The organism is Flavobacterium sp. SP2, assembly GCF_057626655.1.
Genome location: NZ_JBVHBT010000001.1, coordinates 695,084 through 713,445, shown reverse-complemented (window position 1 = coordinate 713,445; position 18,362 = coordinate 695,084). Strand labels below are relative to the sequence as shown.

The following is an 18,362-nucleotide window of genomic DNA, read 5'->3' as shown; positions in this document are numbered from 1 at the left end:
TATTTAAAAATACATTCATTAAAATCCATTCATTAACTTGAGTGGATTTTTTTTTGTAGTTTTATTAAAAATAAATTGTTATGAAAAACAAAATTATCGTGTTAGCATTAGTTTCGGTAGCCCTATGTTCTTGTAAAAAAGAAAGTAAGCCACAAACAACAGATGAAATGAAGTCGGAAGTTCCGCAAGAAGCCCTACCTGCAGTTGCAGAGTGTTATGAATATGTCCAAGGTAAAGACACTATTCAAGCCAATTTAGTAGTTCAGAATTCCAATATTAGTGGTGACTTAATTTATCAACTTTTTGAAAAGGATAAGAATTCTGGTAAAGTTGTAGGAACCATAAATGGCGACACATTATTGGCGGAGTATACTTTTATGTCTGAAGGAATAGAATCTACTAGACAAGTAGTATTTTTTAAGAAAGAATAAAACTTTGATTGAAGGTTTTGGAGAGAGCGTGGAAAAGGAGGGAAAAACTGTTTTCAAGGAAACTAAAAATTTGAATTTTACTTCTGGAATAGTTTTAAATGAAATTCCATGTAAGTAGTTTTAATTGAATTCCACGGGGATTAAAATCTTTTGTGTTAAAAAAAAAAGAGGAGCCATTGGCTCCTCTTTTAGTAAAGATATTTATGATTTAGAATTCGAAGTTAAGTAAGAATTCACTAGTATTTCGAGCTCTAGCAAGTTCGGCTCTAGTACTCATTTCGTAAGCATAACCAACGATTAATTTTTTACTGATTTTAAAATTAATTAATCCAGCATACGCTTTATCCGTTCTGTAAGTCCCACCAAATTCTACTACATCATCCACATTTAACATGGTATTAAAGTCCATAGAAACTGGCGCACTATTCACGTAACGTAGAAAGAATGAAGGTTTTAGTGTCAAGTACTCTCTATCATCTAGATGAATGTCGTAACCCGAACTCCAATAGACGTGAGGTCTATCAGTAGCAACCGATGCAAAACCGTCTTCGTTTTTAGCTCGTTGTGTATTCAACATTCTAGGAACAGAAAGCGACATAAAAAAGTCTTTGTACTTAATTAAAGCACCAATCCCTACATTAGGACTAAAATTATTAATAGAGTTCAAAGCCGGATCACTCATTACATTATAGGTTTGTAATCCTGCGGTATTTACATTGTAAAAGTTACCGCCAGCTTTAATACCTAGATACAAGTTAGTCGCATCAGTTACTTTTAGTTTATACGAGAAGTCTACTCCAATAAAGGTTTGCTTTTCAATGAATGTTTTATCTCGAACCATAGAAACTCCAAGACCAGTATTTTTCCCCAAAGGCGTTCCAAATGAAACTGCTTGAGTTTCCGGCGCATCTTGAATTCCAGTCCATTGATTTCGAATAGCACTAGAGATGGTCGTTTTGTCATCAACCCCAGCATAAGCAGGATTGACCACATTCATTTGATACCTGTAAAAGGTAAAGATACTTTCTTGCTGTGCAAATAAGGCACTACTACTAAGTAGTAGTAGTGCTATAAATAAATTTTTAGATGATTTCATTTTTGTTGTTTTATTAAATTACTACAAACGAGAGATGTATAACCAACCTTCTTTTTCAATAGAACCATTACCATCCAAATCAATTTGGTAGTAGTATGATCCAGAGTCAGGTAAAGACTGGTCGCTATTTTTATAGAAACCATTCCAATCGTTTTGATATCCTTTTGCAAAGAATACCTCAGAACCCCAACGGTTGAATACTCTAACAGTATTGTTAGGATAGTTTTCAAGGTTGTAAATCATCCAAGTATCGTTCACGCCATCACCATTTGGAGTTATCGCCTGAGAAATGTTTACTTCAATTAAGTCGCATACATCACCAGTACCATCGTTGTCTCTATCCTCTTGGTTCGGATTGTAAGTTAAAGGACAGTTGTCAACACCGTCAACGATTCCATCGTTATCATCATCATCGTCACAAGCATCACCAAGTCCATCGTTGTCGTTGTCACTTTGATTACTATTAGCAATTAAAGGACAATTATCAACAGTATCAGCAACACCATCGTTATCATCATCGTCATCACAGTTGTCTTGCGCACCGTCAAAGTCATTATCACCAAAACTGTTGGTTACTACAACTTGTGCAGGTACGATGGTTACGTTTCCGTTTGCATCAGTTACTGTTAACAATACCGTATTACTACCTACATTACTACAATTGAAAGTAGTTGTGTTTAATGAAACAGTCGATACACTACAGTTATCAAAAGAACCGTTGTTGATCATGGCAGCAGTAATCGTTGCTTGTCCATTTTCATCTAACGCTACTGTGATATTTTGTGTAAGTACCGTTGGAGCAATTGCATCTACTACAGTTACAACAGCGGTAGCCGTAGCCACATTACCATTCACATCAGTTACAGTTAACGTAACTACATTTGGACCAATATTAGAACAATTGAATGTTGTTGGGCTTACTGTTATTGTGTCGATAGCACAATTGTCTGTCGAACCATTATTAATCTGAGCAGCAGTAATTGAAGCTTGTCCAGATGCATTCAAGAAAACAGATATGTTTTGAGTAATCACAACTGGTAGTACGTTATCGCTAACTGATACCAATTGAGTAGCTGTTGCCGTGTTTCCACTACCATCAGTTACCGTCCATGTTACAATAGTATCTCCGTTCGGGTATGCTACTGGAGCATTATTCGTAACCGAAGCCACCGAACAATTGTCAAGTGTAACTGGAATTTCCAATACTACGTTGGTTGCCGTACAGCTTGTTGTATCAGTAAAGATACTGATGGCCGCAGGAGCAAAAATAGTTGGGTTGGTAGTATCGATAACCGTTACAAGTTGTGTCGTTGTAGCTGTGTTGCCACTACCATCTACTACAGTCCAAGTAACTGTTGTGTTACCTAATGGGAACGATACTGGAGCGTTGTTGGTAACCGAAGCTACCGAACAGTTGTCAGCCGTTATCGGAGTTCCAAGCGCTACGTTGAAAGCAGCACAATCATTGTTAGTAGATACTGTTACTGCTGCTGGAGCTGTAATACTTGGGTTTGTAGTATCAATTACTGTTACAATTTGCGTTGCAGTAGCCGTGTTACCACTACCATCTACAACCGTCCAAGTAACTGTAGTTGTTCCTAAAGGATAGGTAGTCAATCCGTTATTAGAAACCGAAGCCACCGAGCAGTTATCAGCCGTCACTGGAGTACCAAGTGCTACAGCAGTTGCACCGCATGCAGCATTAGCTGTTACCGTTACCGCTGCAGGAGCTGTAATAGTAGGAAGTGTAGTATCAATAACTGTTACAAGTTGTGTAGCTGTAGCCGTGTTACCACTACCATCAGTTACGGTCCAAGTTACTGTTGTGGCTCCTAATGGGAACGTAGTTGGCGCATTGTTAGTAGTTGAAGCAACTGAACAATTATCACCTACAACTGGAGTTCCAAGCGCAAGTCCAGTTACCCCACAAGTTGCAGAAGACGACACCGTTAAGGCAGCAGGTGCTACAATAGTAGGTAGGGTTGTATCTATAACTGTTACAGTTTGTATCGCAGTAGTAGTATTACCACTACCGTCAGTAACTGTCCAAGTTACAAATGTGTTTCCTAAAGGATACGAAGCCAATCCATTGTTGGTAACCGAAGCCACAGAGCAGTTATCTGCCGTAATTGGCGTTCCAAGTGCTACGTTTATTGCTACACAGCTGTTATTTGCCGCTACTGTTATAGAAGCTGGCGCTGTAATAGTTGGATCGGTAGTATCATTTACAGTTACTGTTTGTGTAGCCGTAGTAGTATTACCACTACCATCAGTTACTGTCCAAGTTACGGTTGTAGTTCCTAATGGATAAACTGTAGGACCATTATTAGTAACCGAAGCCACTGAACAATTGTCAGCCGTTACAGGGGTTCCAAGAACTACAGTTGCTCCGCATGAAGCATTAGCTGTGGTAGTTATAGCAGCAGGTGCAATAAGTAATGGAGGTGTGTTATCCACTACAGTTACTAATTGCGTAGCTGTTTTAATATTTCCAGAACCATCAGTTACTGTCCAAGTAACAGTTGTAGTTCCTAGTGGGAAAGTAGCAGGCGCATTATTTGTTACTGAAGCTACAGAACAATTATCACCAGTTACCGGAGTTCCAAGCGCCAATCCAGTTACTCCACATGTTGCAGAAGAGGAAACGGTCAAGGCTGCAGGAGCCACAATAGTAGGAAGTACAGTATCATTTACAGTTACCGTTTGAGTTGCTGTAGCTGTGTTACCACTAGTATCAGTTACCGTCCAAGTTACTGTAGTTGTACCTAAAGGATACGAAGAAAGTCCATTATTCGTAACTGAAGCTACTGAACAGTTGTCAGCAGTTACCGGAGTTCCAAGAGCCACATTAATTGCCACACAACTGTTGTTGGTAGAAACTATTACTGCAGTTGGAGCTGTAATAGTTGGTACTGTTGTATCGATAACAGTTACTGTTTGTGTAGCCGTAGCAGTGTTACCACTACCATCAGTTACAGTCCAAGTTACCGTTGTTAATCCTAAAGGATAAGTTGTAGGTGCATTGTTAGTCACTGAAGCTACTGAACAATTATCGGCAGTTACCGGAGTACCAAGTGCAATAGCAGTAGCCATGCATGTTGTATTGGCTGTAGTTGTTACAGCGGCTGGTGCGGTAATCGTTGGAAGAGTAGTATCCACTACAGTTACTAGTTGCGTAGCTGTTCTAATATTACCAGAACCATCAGTTACGCTCCAAGTTACTGTTGTAGTTCCAAGTGGGAAAGTAGCAGGCGCATTGTTTGTTACCGAAGCTACAGAACAGTTATCACCAGTTACCGGAGTTCCAAGCACCAATCCAGTTACTCCACATGTTGCAGAAGAGGAAACGGTCAAGGCTGCAGGAGCCACAATAGTTGGAAGCGTAGTATCATTTACAGTCACTGTCTGAGTAGCTGTAGCTGTGTTACCACTAGCATCGGTTACAGTCCAAGTTACTGTAGTTGTACCTAAAGGATACGATGAAAGTCCATTATTCGTAACTGAAGCTACTGAACAGTTGTCTGCAGTTACTGGAGTTCCAAGTGCCACGTTTATGGCAACACAGCTGTTATTTGCTGCAACCGTTACGTTGGCAGGAGCTGTAATTGTTGGTGCTGTTGTATCATTAACCGTAACAGTTTGAGTAGCCGTAGCAGTGTTTCCACTAGTATCAGTTACTGTCCAAGTTACCGTTGTTGTACCTAATGGATACGTTGTTAAACCATTATTAGTTACTGAAGCTACTGAGCAGTTGTCAGCAGTTACTGGCGTTCCAAGTACAACCGAAGTAGCGCCACAAGTTGCATTTGCTGAGATGGTTACAGCTGCAGGCGCAGAAATAGTTGGATTAATGATATCACGAACTGTTACAATTGCAGTAGCAGAAGCACTGTTTCCATTAACATCAGTAACAGTTAAAGTTACGGTATTAGCACCAAGATTGGCGCAAGTGAACGTTGACGGAGCAACCGCTAGAGAAGCAATCGACGTGTTGTCGGTAGAACCATTGTTTACTTGAGCTGCAGTTACTGAAGCAGTACCAGCCGCGTTAAGGAAAACCGTTACAGGTTGCGTTACCACTACAGGCGGTGTATTATCAATAACGGTTACGATTGCAGTTGCAAACGCTACGTTACCTGCAGTATCAGTAGCCACAAGAATTACAGTATTTTGACCCACATTCGCTGCTCCAAAAGTATTCGGGGTAAGCGTTAAAGTGAAATTACAATTGTCAAAAGAACCATTATTTACAAGTGCAGGATTTACAGTTACCTGACCGTTTGCACCTAGTGGTACTGTTATATTTTGAGTAATTACAGTAGGATTAATTAAATCCTGAACAGTAACAGTCGCGGTAGCTGTATTAACATTACCATTCACATCCGTTACTGTAAGTACAACAGTGTTGGCACCTAAATTAGTACAATTGAAAGTGCTAGGAGATACCGTTACAGTAGCAATTCCACAGTTGTCGAATGAACCGTTGTTGATTTGAGCAGCAGTGATGCTTGCTTGACCCGCAGCGTTCAATTGAACCGTAAGGTTTTGAGTAACTACAGTTGGTAGTGTTACATCTTGTACCGTTACGGTAGCCGTACCAGTGCTAGAATTTCCATTGTTGTCAACTACAGTAAGCGTTACGGTATTCGCACCTACATTAGCGCAAGTAAAAGTACTTGGCGCTACGGATATTGTTGCAATACCACAAGCATCAGAAGAACCGTTATTGATCTGAGTAGCGGTAATGTTAGCCTGACCAGCAGCATTTAACTGAACAGATATATTTTGAGTTACCACGGTTGGTGGCGTTACATCTTGCACTGTGACAGTAGCTGTTCCCGTGCTAGAATTTCCGCTTCCATCAGTAACAGTCAAGGTTACTGTATTGGCACCAACATTTGCACAACTAAAAGTTGTTTGTGATAACGATAAAGATGCAATGTTGCAATTATCAGTCGAACCATTATTTATTTGAGCAGCAGTAATAGTAGCCTGACCAGCAGCATTTAACTGGACGGTAAGATTTTGTGTTACTACGGTTGGTGGTGTTACATCTTGAACAGTTACAGTAGCCGTACCCGTGTTAGAATTTCCGTTCACATCAACTATAGTAAGTGTTACTGTATTAGCACCTAGATTAGCACAAGTGAACGAGTTAGGTACTACCGAAATTGTAGCAATACCACAAGCATCAGAAGAACCGTTGTCAATTTGAGCAGCGGTAATGGTAGCCTGACCAGCAGCATTTAATTGAACTGTAAGGTTTTGAGTAACCACAGTTGGTGGTGTTACATCTTGTACCGTTACGGTAGCCGTACCAGTGCTAGAATTTCCATTATTGTCAACTACAGTAAGTGTTACAGTATTCGTACCCACATTAGCGCAAGTAAAAGTACTTGGCGCTACGGATATTGTTGCAATACCACAAGCATCCGATGAACCGTTGTTTACTTGAGCAGCAGTAATAGTCGCTTGACCTAGTGTATTTAACTGCACAGTTACAGGTTGTGTAACAACAGTTGGTGGTGTTACATCTTGCACTGTTACTGTAAAAGAACAAGTGGCTGTGTTACCTGAACCATCAGTTGCAACAAAAGTATTTGTAGTTGTACCTATTGGAAAATTAGAACCACTTGGTAAACCAGAGGTTTGTACTACTGTTGCACTACAATTATCTATAGCATTTGGTGTAGTGTAGGTATACACAGCTCCACAAGTTGTCGTACTTGAATCTAAAGTAATATCGGTTGGACACGATCCTGCGCCAGAACCACTAGCAATTGCACAAGAGCTCAATTGCATTACTTCTGCATCGGTAATCGCACGATTGTATAAACCAAATTCATCCATCAATCCGCCTGTAGGTAGTCCTGTATTTGCAGCATATCCTCCAACAATAAAAGGAGTAGTACCTACAAGTGAAAGTGTTGGACTTTGAGGGACTGTATTTACAAGTACACCATTCAAATAAGCTTTGATATTTGCCGCAGTTTGAGAGTATACAAATGTTATAGTATTATTAGCGGCAGTTGCTCCATTGGTTACAAGAACATCATTTAGTCCAGTTCCACGAAGCATCCAGTTGTTCGGTCCGGCAACACCATTTGTAAAACATCTAAAAGTGGTATTATTCTCACCAAATATGTAGTGTAAAGTGCTTGTACTGGCCGTGTTGATGTTTTGTGTTTTAAAACTTACAGTCCAGTCGGATGTCAAGTTTAAGTTCCAATTAGTATTTAGGCGAGTAGTCGAGCTATTCCCGCTACTTCCTATCAGTGAGCCTACACCACATATTCCTGGTGCGCCTTGAGTAATTGTCCCTTCTAAGATTGCAGTTGAAGCACCAGAAGGAGGAGTCGCTGCAAGGTTTGGAACCGCTGTGCCCGTACCTTCAAATTTATAATATAAAGTTGATGGTACAAATCCCCCTGCAAAAGAGGGCGACATGTTATCTACAACAGTCACAACTTGAGTTGCTGTGGCAGTGTTTCCAGCTCCATCAGTTACTGTCCAAGTAACCGTAGTATTTCCTAACTGAAATGCCATTGGCGCATTGTTGGTTACTGAGGCTACCGTACAATTGTCTGCAGTTACAGGTGTTCCTAAGCTTACAGTAATTGCAGTACAGTCTTGATTAGTTGGTGTTGTAACCGCAGCTGGTGCGGTTATTGTTGGCGGAGTTGTATCTGTAACTGTAACCGCAACTGTGGTTCTTGTACTTTCACATCCTGAAACCGTTTGAGAAACATAGTAATTTCCAGATGTCAATACAGTGTTCGAAGCTAAAGGAGTTCCAGCAGATGGAGCATTGTACCATTGTAAGTTGGTGCCAGTTGCAGTTAAGTTAGCAACTGTTGCGCTCGGACAAACAGTTTGAGCTGAAGCTGTTGGAGGTGTAGTATTTACAAAAGCGTTACATGCTACTCCTGTAGGTACACCTTGAGCTGCACTCCAATTTGAAACAGTACCGTTTAAAGCAAAATTATTTAAAGTTCCAGTATTTCCATTTCCTGATGCATCGATTAGTGTATTTATAGCACTATTATTTGAATTGTCAGTACCTTGATTAAAATGGTAGTTTGCTAAAAGTCCTGGTGCAGCAGCTGCAATTTCACAATTCAAATTGTTTTGAATTTCTCCTTGACATTTAGCAACATTCCAAATACGTAATTCATCCATTTTACCTGTAAATGGCTGATTTCCTCCAAAAGGAGTACATGGTAAATTACCTCCAAGTAATAAAGGATGAATATTATTTAAATTAACGTTGGCTTGATTGGCATTTGCAGGTGTTGCTGTAACATCTAATACACCATCAATATATAATGAAAGCACGCCATTTTTTCTTGTAATTGCGCAATGGTGCCAATTATTATCATTAACAGGAATCGTTCCTGATAAGGCAAGATTGTTTGCGCCACCTAAATTAGCAGCACTGCTTTCAAAGAAGATTCTACCACCTCCGGCACCACTAATACCAATATTAAAAAAGTTTTCATTATTACAAATACTTCTTTTTGATACTAAAAATGCACGAGGTTGCGAGGTGCGAACTTTAAATTCTATTGTAAAATCGCTTAAAGCAAAGTTTCCTAGGGAAGTTCCAAGATTTACCTGATCATCCGAAACAAAGTCTAACGATGCTCCTGGTATTGTGATTTCGGGAGCTATAGTAGCAGTACCTCCACAATTTGCTGGTGTTGCAGCAGTATCAAAAGGTAAATAATTTGTTTGTGGTGCTGTTAAATCTGTCGAAATTACATAATAGTAAGGTTGTCCAGATATGGCTATTACCCAACGGTCTTCAGGAGTACCTAATGTTGCAGCTAGTTCATAATAAAGATAAACTTCTGCAGTCGTAGGCGAACCCATAAAATTGATGTTGGCCGACGCATTATAATATACAGGTCGTCCATTTAGTGTAGGGTTCGCAGCATCACCACCGTCAACCAGTGTGACCGAACCTACAAAGCACGAATTGCTAACAGTTACATTCTGAGCTTCAAGACTAGTAGTCAAGAACAGCAGAAGCAACAGCAACGTGCGATACAAATTTGTGTAAAATAATTTCATAAATTAGGGGTGTAAATTAGTTTTGAAATGGGAATATTCCTTGAGTGCTAATAATATAACCAACTGTTGCAGTACTTTGTACATTATTAAAATTTGCCGGTGTAGCTGATCCTGTTAGAGCAACCGAATTTGGAGCTAATGTCGAATTGGGAGCACTAGTAACGTATTCCAAATCTCCAGCGCCAGTATCAGAAAGTACATTTCCAGTTACACTTGCTGATTTCGATGTAGTAGTGACTACCGCTCTCAACGTATGCGTGTGTGCTGGGATATTATTTACTGTTAGAGTAACTTCCTCGGTTCCAAAAGTTTCACCTATGGTTCTAGTAGTTAAACCTGCACCAGTTCCTTGGTGTACAGGTACACGTCCTCTCAAATCTGGTAAAGCAAAGGTACTTAGTCCGTCACCGCCATAAGTGGTTCCAATTAATACGAATAATGTTTCGTATTCGTTAATGGAAACTAACTGTCCTTCACATTTTAACCAACCAAGTGGTGCGAAGTTGCCAGCAAACATTCGGATTTCACCAACGTATTGGTCTTGAGCACTTATTTTTGCAGTGAAAAATAGTAATAAGACAATACTATAAAGATGTATTTTTTTCATTTAATATATTTTATGATGTTTTGAATAAAATGAACCTCAATTAAAGTTTATACTTACAATTAATTAAGGATGTGGAGGAAATATTCCTTGTAATGCAATGATATAATTGAGTACTAAAACTGGTTGTACAGTACTTACTGCTTGACTTGCTCCTGAAGGTGAAAGTGCATCATTTCGCATGGATTCAGTTGGAGTCGTAACGGTATTGTTGTACTCGTTGTCAAATGCCTTAGTATCGGCCAATATTGCACCAACCGGTACGTTAGTAGTTCCTAATGCGGTTGAAACGTTAATGGCATGTCGATGACTTGGTAGGTTTTGAGCGGTTAGCGTAACATTATCGCTTCCTCGCAATTGTCCCAAAGAAACAGGAGATAATCCTGGACCTTGTCCTGGACCATTTACAACCCTTCCTTGAAGATTAGGAAGTGCAAAAGTAGTTTGTCCGTTACCACCATAAGTAGTACCTAGTAGTGAAAATAGTGCCGTATTTTGACTTATATTTAAAATTTGTCCATTACAAAATGCCCAACCTGATGGGGCAAAATTTCCAGCAAATATTCGAATCTCGCCTACATATTGGTCTTGTGCTGTCGCACTAAATTGTACCGTAATTAATACAGTTAGTAGTAAATAAAACTTTTTCATGTTTCGATTAATTTTGAGAAGGAAAAATTCCAGTGAGACAAATTATGTAATTCAAAGTCAAACTAGGTTGCATGTTATTTACTGGTTGTGAGCCGCCAGTAGTAGATACTGCTGCAGTATTTAAAACTGTATTAGGTGTTGTATTACTGTACTCCTTGTCTAAAGCTCCTGTATTAGCTAAAACAGCATTCGTAGGTACGTTGGTATTTCCTGCCAACGAAGTACCTAACAGTGTGTGGCTGTGTTGTGGCATGTTGGCAATGGTGATAGTTGTTGTTTCAGTTCCAGTTACAGTACCGATAGGAAGACTGCTGCTCATACCCATAACTGCTCTACCTCTCAAATCGGGTAGTGCAAAGCTATTAATTCCATTACCGCCATACGCAGTTCCTAATAGCGAAAATAAGGCTTGATTTTGGTTAATTGGAAGTAATTGACCATTACAAAACGCCCAACCTTGTGGAGGAAAGTTAAATGCCGTAAGCCGTATCTCTCCCAAGTAGGCTTCTTGAGACCAAGAGTGTACTGACACAAATAGAAATAATAAATAAAAGGTTTTTTTCATAAATAATAATTTAAATTGGTTTTATTTTAAAGTCTAGGTAAACTTTGGCTACAAACGTAATGTTAAAATTTAACATTTCATACACGTAGAAATACCTGTTTTTTTATTTTTATTAACAGTTTCTCAAAAAAGCAGCGTTTTAAATGTGTTACCTGTCCATTTTTCTTAATTCCTCAATTGTTTTCATTGCTCAAAATTCCATCAGAAGTTTCTAGATTTAGGCTTAGACCTCTCAATCTAGCTTTTTGAGATTGAAATAGTCATTCCTTATTTTAAACTAACAATAAAAGAAGCAAGCGTAAAAGGTTGCAATGAATTAAGATTTTTCATTGCATGATGTAGCAACAAGAAAAAGCTAAAACCATTTTAATTTTATTTTCGTAAGATACTGATGTACAAATTTTAATTATGTTGGAAAGTGTAATTCGATGGTAAGATAGTAATGATTTAAGAGGTGCTGATTTCAATCAAATTGTACTAATTATTCTTTTGAGCAATAAGAAATTTGGAATATGTCATTTATCTGAACACAATAGAATGCAATGGTAGCCTTCTTTTCAGGCCGTTAATTGTTGTAAGTGATGCATTCAAAAATATACTTCCAAAAGCGTCAAGTAATTAACTAAAAAAGCATAAGTATCTGATTTTAAGTTATTTATGATTTATTTTTTGTATTTTATCGATTAAAAAAGCCACTTTGACGAGTTTTCAATAAAAACCTTTTTAGTTTTAATTAAATGAACAAGATTTGCAAAAAAAATTACAGTATTCAATTCAGATGTACATAAATTAACATAAATAACAATTGAAAGCATAATAATAGAAACAAAAAAAAATGAAAAGAGAATTACAATTTACAAAACAATTATTTTTAATTTTCATAATGGCAGTATCCCATTTTGGATACAGTCAAAATGTCGATGCTACATGGGGTGCTAACAATAGAAACCGTTGGTATAATACAGGAAATTGGGCTAATGATGCCTACCCAGGAGTGCAAGGTAATGCAACAGTTAACAATAATACCGCAACCTTTACAAGTGCACACACAAGCACGCAAAGTACCATAAATATGGGTACTGCAAGTTTAAATCTTGGAGCCATAATTATCAACAGTTCACGCACATCTGCATTAACCCTTGCGAGTCAAAGTAGTGCAGGTTTTTTAAGGCTTTACGGTGCAACAGTTAATGCTGTACCCAACGTCATTATAGATCATAGTGGTTCTAACACGTACACCATAATTGGCAACGGTGGTGGCGGTAGCGTTATCAACGTTGTGATTACTAACGCAAACAATTTAATCAGTACCAACAGCACTGGAAATGTTGTAATATCTTCTATTATTAGTGGTTCGGGCGGTTTGAATAAAGTAGGTGCAGGTGCTGGAATTGTAACATTATCAGGTGCAAACACCTACAGTGGTGGAACAAAAATTACCACCAGAGAATTACGTTTTAATCCAAGTGCAAATACCAACCAGTCTGGAACTTTAGATTTAAATGGCGGAACGTTGAGTACAGTAGGTATTACAAACAACAGAACCTTAACCTTTGCAAACTTAACTTTAACTGAAAACAGTACGATTAGTCTGAATTCTGGAAATAGTAACCGAATCACATTTACAACCGCAGGTAGCTTTGCCTTAGGAAAAACGATTACTGTTAGCGGTTGGCAAGGTAATGCTGGATCTGCGGGTACTGCAGGACGTATTTTTGTAGGTGCTACAGCAAATGGTTTGACTGCAGCTCAATTATCACAAATCAACTTTACTGGTTTTACACCTGGTGCTGTATTATTAAATAATGGTGAACTTGTTCCAAGTAATTCAATCAGTTGGACTGGTGCTGTAAATAACCTTTGGTCTGAGGCAGGAAATTGGTCTGGTGGCGTGGTGCCAAATGGAACTAGAAATGTTTTTATTTCAACTGGAAGTCCACTATTAGATGTTAATTATACCATTTCAGCAGGTAGGTCTTTAGTATTAAACGGACAAGCTTCCTTAACTATAAATCCAACAAATACACTTACAGTTGCAGGACTTGCACTTTTTAATGATAAAAGTGTAGTTCTAAAATCGGATGCTACTGGAACAGCAGAAATAGGTCAAATTACAGGTACTTTAAGCGGTGCTACCAACGTAACCGTAGAGCGTTACATCACTGGAAGAAGAGCCTTTCGTTTCTTAACTCCGGGCGTAACCACAACAGCTTCTATTTTCCAAAACTGGCAAAATGGTGGCGTAGCAACTGCGGGGATTGGAACACACATTACTGGTGGTGCTAATGGAGGTTTTGACGTTACTGCAACCAACAACGCGTCAATACATACTTACAATGCTCAAGCTACTGGTTCAACTACTGGCTACACTACTCTTTTAAATACTGATGCTACCGTTTTAAAAGCCGGTGTAGGATATCGTTTATTGGTTCGTGGTGATAGAACTATTGATTTATCTGCGGCGGCACAACCCAATATGAATACTGCTATAACGCTTTCAGCAACAGGAACGTTAACAACAGGAACAGTAGTGTTTGATGCAACTAATCCAGCTTCACCTGTATTAGTAAATAATAACCCAACGAACACGCAAACTAACGGTTACACTTTGATAGGTAATCCGTATGCAAGTCCAGTAGATTGGAATGCGGTAACTAAAACTGGTGTTAAGAACAATGCTTATTATACTTGGGATCCAACGTTAGGAACTGCTGCTCAAAGAGGTCGTTATGTGGTGTATTCTGCAGACAACGGTCAAACCAACTTGTTGGATGACAACAGTTCGTTAACACAAACCAACCGTCAGTTTTTACAATCAGGTCAGGCTGTATTTATTCAAAATGCTACTCTTACTGTGCCTGCAACAGTAACTTTTCAAGAAAGTCACAAAGCAACAACGAATTCTTATGTGTTCCGTTCTGGATCAGAAGGTTTAGCAACTGCAACGGCATCTAAATTATTTTTAAGTGTGTACGAACCTAACGAATTGGCTATCGGTGGAACTCCAATTGACGGCGCTTTAGCGGTATTCGGGTCAAATTATACAACAGCTTTAGATGCTAATGATGTTACTAAATTAACTGCATCGGGAGAAAACGTAGCATTCGTTAGAGAGGATAAAAACTTAGCTATCGAAACGTTAGCTCCAGTAACTAGCAACGATGAGTTATTTGTAAAAACCATCGCATTCCAAGCTAATAAAAACTATACTTTCAAAATCAATGCACAAGATTTTGATACGACTGCAACGGCTAAAATAGTTGACTTGTATTTGAATACTGAAACGCCAATCGATTTAACACAACCAAGTTTTGTTACATTCAGTACTACAACCGATGCAGCTTCTTTCGGAGCAAACCGATTCAAAATTGTATTCAACAGCGCTGCCTTGGCAAACGAATCGTTCAATTTAACTTCGGTAGCAGTATATCCAAATCCGATAGTGAACAACGAATTTACTATAGCTTTACCAAGTTCGGTAACCGGATTGGTAACGGTAACAATGAGCAACATGTTGGGTCAAGAAGTATTTAGAACTTCGGCATCAGCAACACCAACTATGAGCATCCAACCCAATCAGAAATTGGACAACGGTATCTATGTGGTTACAATAGACACTAAGGGTCAAATGGTACAAACCAAAGTAATCGTTAAAAACTAAAACCTATAAAATAGTTGTGAATAGGTCGTATTTTATTTTATGACTGTATTTTAAACATAAATAATAACAAAAATGAATAAAATAGTAAAAATTATATGCTGTACCCTTTTGTTTGCAATGCCATTGAGCGTTGCGGCAGATGATTTAGATGGTGGTAATGGTAATGGAGATGTTCAAGATACTCCAACAGCACCGATATCAGATTATGTTCCAGCTTTACTAATTGCAGGTACTTTCTTAGGATTTGCAATCATTAAAAAAAGAAGTCAAGCAATTAAAGGATAAACTGCAAAGCTACTTTTCTTTAAATTATACAAAAAAGCCATCTGTTTTTGCAGATGGTTTTTTTATGGGTGTTATTTCGTTTAAAAGTACTACTTAATCTGTTGTAGTTGTTTCTCTAAATTAGTTAAAAGTCGATTTCTAACATGGAAACCACCATTGTATGAAGTAAGCGTGGTTGTCTTTAAAAAACAGTTTGATGTGTCCGTCAGATATTCCTTCTGAGTCTTCTCGAAGTAGAATTACTTGCAAGTTGCCTTCACCATAAACATCCATAGTTTCACTATTATTTACAGCATTTGGGAAAATCTTTTTTAAATCGGTTAGTGTAGTTGTAGCGTCAATCTTATTGTTTTTATAAAGCAAGTAATAGTTTTTGGTAAATTTAAATTGTTGCACTGCGATTTCGTTTTTGTATTGTTCAAATACAGCTCCGTTTTTATACCAATACGAATGATCGGTGTCTTTACCACCATTAGGATTTTCAAATATAGTGGTGCAAGGTTCGATATCATAAACTAGTTTTGTACTGTCTGCAACTACAAGTACTTTTTCGAAATCTTGGATACTGAAATACCGTGGTAGTTTTCCATTAAAAAGAATGTCTTTTTCAAGCAGCACTTCATTTTCGGTTGTGGCTACTTCGGGTTGGCGTACCACTTTTTTAATAGTGTCGGGTAGGGCATCTTTTGGTTCAACACTATTCTCCGCTTTTTTAGAACAGGAAAGCAGTACGAGTAGCGCACTAACCACAATTTGTTTTTTCATTTTGTACTTTAGGTATAGGTTTTCAGAGGTATATCAAGTGTTTTGTCTACTCCTTATTTTAAAATTTACCGTTATATCTTGCGTCAAAATCTACAGTCCATTCGATACCATATCGGTCTCTGAACATCCCAAAATACGAACCCCAAGGACTGTCACCTATTGGAAATTCGACTTGACCTCCAACTGAAAGTCCTTCAAATAATCTGTCGGCTTCTTCGCGGCTTTCGGCACTGATGGCTATTTTAGAACGGTTTTCGTTTTCGTTTACCGTTCCAAACAGTTCTGGAACATCGTTACCCATCAAAACAGCGTTTCCGATAGGTAAGGCAATGTACATGATTTTGTTGGCTTCGGCTTCGCTTACTTTGAAGTCTTCGCTGGCTAAATCTTTGAAACGCATTAGTGTAGCAAACGTGCCTCCAAATACCGATTGGTAAAAAAGAAAGGCTTCTTCGGCATTGCCGTTAAAATTAATGTGTGGGTGAATAAGTGCCATATTTATTGGTTTTTAGGTGGTTATTGTCTTAGTATTTTGTGCATTGGTCTTCCTTTTGCTAGTTCGTCGACCAATTTGTCCAAATAGCGTACCTGCTTGGTCAGCTGATTTTCTATTGCTTCAATTCGATACCCACAAATAACTCCGGTAATCAAATGTGCATTGGGATGTAAGGTAGCCTTTTGAAAAAATTCCTGAAAGGTTATGGGATTCGTACTGAAATGTTGGATTTGTGTTTCGTCAAAACCTGTAAGCCAAGAAATTACCTGATGCAATTCTTCTTTAGTTTTCGATTTGCGTTCTACTTTGGCTAGATAATGCGGGTATACTGAAGTAAAGGTCAGTTTTAAAATGCGTTCGTCATGGGTTGTGGTGGTTTTCATAACTGTTCCGTTTGTTGCCGCTTATCGGATTACAATTCAATGCTTTATTGCAGTGCTTTGTTTTACAAATATAAAAGTATCTTTTAAAAATGTATTGTTTTTGTCAAGAAAGTAACTCAGTACCCTATTATAAGAAGTATTATATTATAAATTCATTATTACTATTACCCATCAATAATACTATTTTTGTTGCTTGTTTTACGAGTCAAGTTTCTCTATTAATTGGTACCGTACAGGTTTTGTATTTGTTCGTTCTATGATTCCTCGCGCTTCTAAATCCAGTTTTACCGTTTCGCCATACCACTGAATGCCGCCTTGGAATTGGTCTTTGAGTTGCTGGTATAAGGCTTCCATAAGTTCGGTATGTGTGGGTTGGCTCACGTGTAAAATACCTAGTAGGTGTTCCTTAATTAGGAGGTACTTACTCAGTGCAATGTTTTTATTGGTTTTTCCCGCTTCGGGATGTAACGTTTGGATTTTTTCTTCGTTGCTCATGGTGTTGCGTAGTACGTTCTTAAAAAGTATGAAATTACTAGTTTACGGTAATTCAGTTTCAAATTACTTACCGTTTTCGAACAAATGTAAGGTTTTTTATTAATTTTTTCGACTAAGTGTGGGTCTGTATACAATAGAAGTATTCTTTCTGTTTTTAGACGTAATTGCCTCTGCTGTTGCATGAACTGTAACTTGTAGGCTTACCTGAAACGTGCCTAAATGTCCTAGTTTTACACTACTTCAGTTTTCCAACTCGTTGGATATTACATTTACCAAACTGTAAAGTACCGCTTGGCAATCGGCTTCGGTAAGTGTAGTACTATTGGAAATTTGTTGCGTTATTTCTTCTAAATAAATACTCTTAGCTTGAATGGCTCTCGGATAGTATTGTAGCGGTGCGTTGTACTGGATTGGACTTTCCTGCGGCGGTAAAAGGTACGGATAAACCAAAAATAGCAGTCAGATGAAGTACAACTACCGTGCTGTACAGCTATCTGCTTTGAAATGAATTGTACTAGTAGTAGTAGTTTGTACATACGTTTTATTCTTAAAAATTTATACTAGTAGTCGTATCGTATTTGGTTCGTATTTGGTTCGTGTTTTGTTCGCAAAAAGGTACTTTTTTGGCAAACCGCTATTTGTAAGATACGAACTTAGGGTACCACAACTACGAACCAAATACGAAGCAAATACGAAGCAAGTCCCAACCAATTCTAACTTAAATTTGTGTTAAATTCTTACAAACTAGAGCAATGTAAAAAAGCTTTAACTTTTGTTGAATGCAATACAGCGGTAAAATGAGATGTTTGTCGATTTTTTAACAGAAATCATAAACTTTACAATTTATTAAAGAATAT

12 protein-coding genes and 1 pseudogene are annotated in these 18,362 nt (G+C 38.2%); 3 read left to right on the top strand and 10 right to left on the bottom strand.

Translation table 11 applies throughout. The features are described from left to right. Positions 1–80: 80 nt before the first annotated feature. Positions 81–431 carry a hypothetical protein gene (locus ACZ098_RS03460; RefSeq protein ID WP_487310339.1) on the top strand — a complete coding sequence of 117 codons (351 nt, stop codon included), beginning with the start codon at positions 81–83 and terminating at the stop codon, positions 429–431. A gap of 208 nt (positions 432–639) precedes the next feature. Here the strand turns inward: ACZ098_RS03460 and ACZ098_RS03455 are convergent, their stop codons facing one another. The 5 genes from ACZ098_RS03455 to ACZ098_RS03435 all read right to left on the bottom strand — a co-directional run bounded on the left by ACZ098_RS03455 (position 640) and on the right by ACZ098_RS03435 (position 11,420). Next, positions 640–1,527 (bottom strand): PorP/SprF family type IX secretion system membrane protein, encoded by an 888-nt coding sequence (locus tag ACZ098_RS03455; protein WP_487310338.1) that lies wholly within the window; start codon positions 1,525–1,527, stop codon positions 640–642. Between the two features lie 21 nt (positions 1,528–1,548). Next, positions 1,549–9,600 (bottom strand): HYR domain-containing protein, encoded by an 8,052-nt coding sequence (locus tag ACZ098_RS03450; protein WP_487310337.1) that lies wholly within the window; start codon positions 9,598–9,600, stop codon positions 1,549–1,551. A gap of 16 nt (positions 9,601–9,616) precedes the next feature. Next, on the bottom strand, positions 9,617–10,207 hold the full coding sequence (locus ACZ098_RS03445; RefSeq protein WP_487310336.1) for a phage tail protein: 591 nt from the start codon (positions 10,205–10,207) through the stop codon (positions 9,617–9,619). A 63-nt stretch (positions 10,208–10,270) separates the two neighbouring features. After that, the gene (locus ACZ098_RS03440; protein ID WP_487310335.1) at positions 10,271–10,855 is read right to left on the bottom strand and encodes a phage tail protein; all 585 of its coding nucleotides are present in this window, start codon (positions 10,853–10,855) and stop codon (positions 10,271–10,273) included. A 7-nt stretch (positions 10,856–10,862) separates the two neighbouring features. Next, positions 10,863–11,420 (bottom strand): phage tail protein, encoded by a 558-nt coding sequence (locus ACZ098_RS03435; RefSeq protein WP_487310334.1) that lies wholly within the window; start codon positions 11,418–11,420, stop codon positions 10,863–10,865. An 835-nt stretch (positions 11,421–12,255) separates the two neighbouring features. On the opposite strand from ACZ098_RS03435, the gene ACZ098_RS03430 reads away from it, so the two are divergent. Next, positions 12,256–15,081: a beta strand repeat-containing protein gene (locus ACZ098_RS03430; protein ID WP_487310333.1), complete on the top strand. Its 2,826-nt coding sequence runs from the start codon at positions 12,256–12,258 to the stop codon at positions 15,079–15,081. Between the two features lie 72 nt (positions 15,082–15,153). Next, positions 15,154–15,366: a hypothetical protein gene (locus tag ACZ098_RS03425; protein WP_487310332.1), complete on the top strand. Its 213-nt coding sequence runs from the start codon at positions 15,154–15,156 to the stop codon at positions 15,364–15,366. 138 nt (positions 15,367–15,504) lie between these two features. Here ACZ098_RS03425 and ACZ098_RS03420 read toward each other — a convergent pair whose 3' ends face one another. The 5 genes and pseudogenes from ACZ098_RS03420 to ACZ098_RS03400 all read right to left on the bottom strand — a co-directional run bounded on the left by ACZ098_RS03420 (position 15,505) and on the right by ACZ098_RS03400 (position 17,955). Further along, on the bottom strand, positions 15,505–16,131 hold the full coding sequence (locus ACZ098_RS03420; RefSeq protein WP_487310331.1) for a hypothetical protein: 627 nt from the start codon (positions 16,129–16,131) through the stop codon (positions 15,505–15,507). Positions 16,132–16,189: 58 nt separating this feature from the next. After that, positions 16,190–16,627 carry a VOC family protein gene (locus tag ACZ098_RS03415; protein ID WP_487310330.1) on the bottom strand — a complete coding sequence of 146 codons (438 nt, stop codon included), beginning with the start codon at positions 16,625–16,627 and terminating at the stop codon, positions 16,190–16,192. Positions 16,628–16,647: 20 nt separating this feature from the next. Next, positions 16,648–17,010 (bottom strand): DUF2200 domain-containing protein, encoded by a 363-nt coding sequence (locus ACZ098_RS03410; protein ID WP_487310329.1) that lies wholly within the window; start codon positions 17,008–17,010, stop codon positions 16,648–16,650. Positions 17,011–17,208: 198 nt separating this feature from the next. Further along, a complete protein-coding gene (locus tag ACZ098_RS03405; RefSeq protein ID WP_487310328.1) occupies positions 17,209–17,505 on the bottom strand; it encodes a DUF6958 family protein in 297 nt (98 codons plus the stop codon). Positions 17,506–17,604: 99 nt separating this feature from the next. Continuing rightward, positions 17,605–17,955, bottom strand: a pseudogene (locus ACZ098_RS03400) (HU family DNA-binding protein). Positions 17,956–18,362: the final 407 nt, after the last annotated feature.